Raw genomic sequence first — 5200 nt, forward strand, 5'->3', positions numbered from 1 at the left:
GCCACACAGCGCGGCCGCCCCGAGGCCGCCGCCGCGACGGCGCAGCTCGTGCACCAGATGCACCACGAGCCGGGCGCCCGACGCGCCGATCGGGTGGCCGAGCGCGATCGCCCCGCCGTTGACGTTGACCCGGTCCTCGTCGACCCCGAGCTCCCGGGACGAGACGAGCCCGACGGCGGCGAACGCCTCGTTGATCTCGACGAGGTCGAGGGCGTCCGCGTCCAGCTTCGCCCGGCCCAGCGCCGCCTTGGCCGCGTTCGACGGCTGCTCGTGCAGGCTCGCGTCCGGTCCGGCCACCACCCCGTGCGCACCGACCTCGGCGAGTGGGGTGATGCCCAGTTCCTCGGCCTTGGCCCTGCTGGCGACGACCACCGCCGCGGCGCCGTCGGAGATCTGGGAGGCCGATCCGGCGGTGATCGTGCCGTCCGGGTCGAACGCCGGGCGCAGCTTCGCCAGCGACTCGGCGGTCGTGTCGCCCCGCACGCCCTCGTCGGCGGTCACGGTGACCGGCTCACCCTTGCGCTGCGGGACCTCGACCGGCGCCAGCTCGGCATCGAAGACGCCGTTGGCCGCGGCTTTCGCGGCGAGCTGGTGCGACCGTGCGGCGAAGGCGTCCTGGTCGGCGCGGGTGAGGTCGTAGCGGGCGTTGTAGCGCTCGGTCGAGGCGCCCATCGCGGCCTGATCGAAGGCGCAGAACAGCCCGTCCTGCGACATGTGGTCCACCAGCGACGTGTCGCCGAACTTCACCCCGGTGCGGGAGTTCGGCAGCAGGTGCGGTGCCTGCGACATGGACTCCTGCCCACCCGCGACGACCAGGTCGAACTCGCCCGCGCGGACGAGCTGGTCGGCCAGCGCGACGGCGTCCAGGCCGGAGAGGCAGACCTTGTTGACGGTCAGCGCGGGCACGCTCATCGGGATCCCCGCGGCCACCGCCGCCTGCCGGGCCGGGATCTGCCCCGCGCCCGCGGTGAGCACCTGCCCCATGATCGTGTACTGGACGGCGTCGGCGGGCACGCCCGCACGCTCCAGCGCCGCCCGGATGGCCACGCCCCCGAGCTGGGCCCCGGAGAAGTCCTTCAGCGAGCCGAGCAACCGGCCGATGGGGGTGCGGGCGGCACCGAGGATCACCGAGCCGGACGGGAAACCGGACACAATCTGCCTCCTGCGAGAGTCGTTCGACGGCGACGCGGACACGCCCACGTCGGTGGCACGATCGACGATGTCGACGGCGGTGATCGACGATGTCGATGGCGGCCTGATCGACGATACCGCCCCGGCCGGCGCCGGGGAGGGCAGGCCGGACGCGACACAACTCACGGTGGGCAGCCGGCCACCGGGCCCCTACCCTGAGGACCCATGCAGCAGGCACTGAAGCCGTTCGTGACCGCCCTCGACCACGTCGGTGTCGCCGTGGCCGATCTGGACGAGGCCCTCACCTTCTACGCCGAGACCTTCGGGTTGGAGGCCACCCACATCGAGGTCAACGACGAGCAGGGCGTACGGGAGGCCATGCTGCACGCCCCCGGCGACCACGAGGGTGCCGCGGTGCAACTGCTCGCCCCGCTCACGCCGGACTCGACGATCGCGAAGTTCCTCGACCGGCAGGGTCCCGGGCTCCAGCAGCTCGCCTACCGGGTCACCGACGTCGAGGCCGCGGCCCGGGCACTGCGGGACAGGGGGCTGCGGATGCTCTACCCGCAGGCACGGCGCGGCACCGCCGACAGCAGGGTCAACTTCGTCCATCCCAAGGATGCCGGCGGCGTGCTCGTGGAACTGGTCGAACCCGCGGGCGGAGCACACTGAGGTTTCTTCCTCCCGTCGGGCTACACCGTTCGTCCGGGTGCCGCCCGCGATCCACGACGTCGACGCCGCGGCGTCGGAACCGCTGCGGTCCACCGTCGCGGCACAAGGAAGGCCAGGGCACCGAGGGCTGTTGCGCCTGCCCGGCCCGCCGGTCAACGGCCGCGACCGGCCGGTTGAGACCCCCTTCGGGCGAGCTCGCCCCATCGGCGCCTTCCGGCACGTGCGGCCGGGACGCGACCGTTAGGGTGGTGCCATGAGCCTTGGCGAGGAACGGGAGCTCGTGCCGCTGGGAGCGGGATTCGACTTCGAGAAGCGTGGTTACAACCGGGCACAGGTCGACGAGCATCTGGAGCGGCTGGACGCCGACATCAAGATGCTGATGTCCGACCGGGACGCGGCCGTCTCGCAGACCGACGACCTGGCGAGGCAGCTGGAGTCCGCGCGCATCGAGATCGACGACCTGCGCGGACAGATCGAGCGACTCGCCCAGCCACCGACCACCATCGAGGGGCTGTCCGAGCGTCTGCAGCGCATGCTGCGTCTCGCCCAGGAGGAGGCCGCCGACACGAAGGCCCGCGCCGAGGCCGAGGCGGGCCACATCCGCGCCAAGGCCGAGTCGGACGCGGGTGCCATGCGGGCACGGTACGAACAACTGCTCACCGAGCTCTCCGACCGCCGCAAGCAGATGGAGGCCGAGCACTCCCGGGTGCTGGAGGAGGCCCGCGCCGAGGCGGAGGGGATCACCACGAGCGCGGCCGAGGAGCGGGACCGGCTCGACCGGGAGGCCGAGCAGCGCCGGGCCCAGGTCGAGGAGGACTTCGAGATCGCGATGTCCGCCCGGCGGACGGAGGCGATGCGGGAACTGGCCGAGCAGGAGGCGGCGAGCAAGGCCGACGCCGAACGCCGGATCACCGAGGCCGACGAACACGCCGCGGCGGTGCGTGCGGAGGTCGCCGAGGAGAAGGCCACGGCCGAGGGCGAGATCGACCGCAGGCGCCGGGAATCGGTCGAGGACGCGAACCGGCGCAAGCAGGACTCGATCAGTGAGGCGAACGCGCGGGTCGCCGAGGCGACGGAGGAGGCGAGGCGCCGGGTGGCCGAGGCCACCGAGGAGGCCGAGCGCCGGGTCGCCGAGGCCACCGCCCGGGTGGAGACCCTGCGGACCCTCCGGAACGGGATCGCCGAGCAGGTGCGGGCGGCCCGCGCGATGCTCGCCGAGGTCGGGGGGTCGCTGGACACGGACACGACCGAGACGGACACGACCGGGACGGAGGCGCCCGGAACGGAGGCGCCCGGAACGGAGGCGACCGGGACGGACGCAGGAGGCACGGACACGACGGGCACAGTCACGACAGGCACAGTCACGACAGGCTCGGACACGACGGTCACGGACACCCGTGGATCGGAGACGTCCGACAACGGGGCGACGAACGCCGACGCGGACGGGCTGGAGGGACACTCCACGGAGCACAACGGTGACGGCGGGTCCCAGCCGACGGTCGTGGTCCCCGCGACCACCGGAACGAAACCGACTCACGAGTAGGTTACTGGTGCGTGGCGGCCTCCGACCGGATACTCTCGGCCACTGAATCGGCACGAGCACCCTTCTGGAGGACCGCATGGCCGCCTATCGGACCGTCGTCGTCGGCACGGATGGATCGGACTCGTCGATGGCCGCGGTCGACCGCGCCGCGAGTGTGGCCGCCGACTCCGCCGCGACCCTCGTCATCGGCTGCGCCTACTACCCCGCGGACAAGGAACAGGTGGAGAAGGCCTCGGACGTCCTGCGGGACGAGGCGTACCAGGTCGTCGGTTCGGCCCCGGCCGAGGACACCCTCCGCACGGCGCGGGAACGGGCCGTCAAGGCGGGCGCCACCGACGTCGAGACCGTGCCCGTGGTCGGCGAGCCGGTCGACTCGTTGCGCAAGGTCGTCAAGGAGCACTCCGCGGACCTGCTCGTGGTCGGCAACCGCGGCCTGAACACCCTGGCGGGACGCATCCTCGGTTCGGTCCCCTCCGAGGTCGCCCGCAAGACCGGGGTGGACGTGCTCATCGTCCACACCACCTGAGGGCCCGGCGAGCACCACTGCCCATGAGCGAGCACCCCGCTGACGAGACGCTGCCACACCGCCTCGAACGGATCCTGCTCGGCGGCACCCGCCGGTACACGCGGCTGGAGGTCGCCGAGCAGGCGGGTGTCTCCCAGGACCGCACCCGTCAGTTGTGGCGGGCCCTGGGGTTCGCCTCCGTGGGCGACGACGAGGTCGTGTTCACCGAGGCCGACATCGAGGCCGTGCGGATCACCGACCGGCTGGTGGACACCGGACTGCTCGACCGGGACCTGGAGACGTCGGTGGCCCGCGCGGTCGGCCTGCACATGTCCCGGCTGGCCGAATGGCAGTCCCAGCTGCTGTGGTCACTGATCGCGGACAACCCCGACCTCGCCGAGGACGAACAGCGGATCGGCGAGCTGGTGGAACGGCTGCTGCCGGAGCTGGAGCGGGTCCACGACTTCGTGTGGCGCAGACATCTCGCCGCCTACGCGGGCCGCGCCCTGGCCGAGCCGGAGGAGACGCTCGAAGCGGCCTCGGAGGTCGTCGGGTTCGTCGACATGGTCGGCTACACCCGCATGGCCCGGCGCGTGGACGAGGCCGAGCTGTCCGGGTTGCTGGAGCGGTTCGAGGAACTGGCGACCGGCTACGTCGCCGAGCATCACGGCAGGGTCGTCAAGATGATCGGCGACGAGGTGTTGTTCGTGTGCCCGTCGGCGGTACGGGCCGCGGAGATCGCGCTGTCACTGAGCGAACACGCCGCGGCGGACGAACGGGTTCCCGAGGTCCGGGCCGGATTGGCCGCCGGACGCGTGCTGAGCCGGTTCGGCGACGTGTACGGCTCGGTGGTCAACCTCGCGAGCAGGCTGACCTCACTCGCACGGCCGGGAACCGTCCTCGTGGACGCCGCACTGGCGGACGTGCTCGCGGAGCACGGGGACTACGACCTCCGCAGGCTCCGGCCGGTACCCGTCCGCGGGTACCAACGACTCCGCCCGGCGACGTTGCGCCGGGCGGGCACGCGGGAGGTCACCGCGCACGACGACGTTCCCGGCGGACGGTCACCCTCCGCCCCTTGATGCTGGTGTCCCGGAGTGCGCTGATCACGTCGTCCGCCGCGGTGTGCGGCACGTCCACGAGGGAGAACCGGTCGGAGATCTCGATCGCGCCGACGTCCTTGCCGCGCAACGGGGACTCGCCGGCGATCGCCCCGACCAGGTCCTGGGGGCGCACCCCGGCCGTGCGGCCGAGACTGACGAACAGCCGGGTCATGTCGTCCGCGGGCGGCCTGCCCGGTTTCCCGTTGCGCGTGGGGCGGGACGCGCCGCGGCGTGCGTTCCCGTCGT

The 5200-nt window shown here is 72.5% G+C and carries 6 protein-coding genes; 4 read left to right on the plus strand and 2 right to left on the minus strand.

Annotated elements, in window-relative coordinates; translation table 11 throughout:
- The coding region (locus tag SACHA_RS25005) for an acetyl-CoA C-acetyltransferase (RefSeq protein ID WP_019808051.1) at positions 1-1152 on the minus strand (1152 nt) is incomplete at its 3' end.
- Between the two features lie 204 nt (positions 1153-1356).
- Between SACHA_RS25005 and mce the strand changes: the two genes are divergently transcribed.
- The 4 genes from mce (at position 1357) to SACHA_RS0106225 (ending at position 4933) form a co-directional block, all read left to right on the plus strand.
- Positions 1357-1803 carry a methylmalonyl-CoA epimerase gene (gene mce, locus SACHA_RS0106210; RefSeq protein ID WP_019808053.1) on the plus strand — a complete coding sequence of 149 codons (447 nt, stop codon included), beginning with the start codon at positions 1357-1359 and terminating at the stop codon, positions 1801-1803.
- A 253-nt stretch (positions 1804-2056) separates the two neighbouring features.
- The gene (locus SACHA_RS0106215) at positions 2057-3346 is read left to right on the plus strand and encodes a coiled-coil domain-containing protein (protein ID WP_019808055.1); all 1290 of its coding nucleotides are present in this window, start codon (positions 2057-2059) and stop codon (positions 3344-3346) included.
- A 76-nt stretch (positions 3347-3422) separates the two neighbouring features.
- A complete protein-coding gene (locus SACHA_RS0106220; protein WP_019808058.1) occupies positions 3423-3872 on the plus strand; it encodes a universal stress protein in 450 nt (149 codons plus the stop codon).
- 23 nt (positions 3873-3895) lie between these two features.
- A complete protein-coding gene (locus SACHA_RS0106225) occupies positions 3896-4933 on the plus strand; it encodes an adenylate/guanylate cyclase domain-containing protein (RefSeq protein WP_019808060.1) in 1038 nt (345 codons plus the stop codon).
- On the opposite strand, the gene SACHA_RS20600 is transcribed toward SACHA_RS0106225, so the two are convergent.
- On the minus strand, positions 4884-5200 hold a 317-nt coding region (locus SACHA_RS20600; protein ID WP_039738133.1), incomplete at its 5' end, for a DbpA RNA binding domain-containing protein. The genes SACHA_RS0106225 and SACHA_RS20600 overlap by 50 nt on opposite strands.

The organism is Saccharomonospora halophila 8 (genome assembly GCF_000383775.1).
Classification (GTDB): Bacteria; Actinomycetota; Actinomycetes; order Mycobacteriales; family Pseudonocardiaceae; genus Saccharomonospora; species Saccharomonospora halophila.

Excerpts from the sequence above, each read along its gene's own strand:
- mce (WP_019808053.1), top strand. The coding sequence starts at position 1,357 with ATGCAGCAGGCACTGAAGCCGTTCGTGACCGCCCTCGACCACGTCGGT.
- SACHA_RS0106215 (WP_019808055.1), top strand. The coding sequence starts at position 2,057 with ATGAGCCTTGGCGAGGAACGGGAGCTCGTGCCGCTGGGAGCGGGATTC.
- SACHA_RS0106220 (WP_019808058.1), top strand. The coding sequence starts at position 3,423 with ATGGCCGCCTATCGGACCGTCGTCGTCGGCACGGATGGATCGGACTCG.
- SACHA_RS0106225 (WP_019808060.1), top strand. The coding sequence starts at position 3,896 with ATGAGCGAGCACCCCGCTGACGAGACGCTGCCACACCGCCTCGAACGG.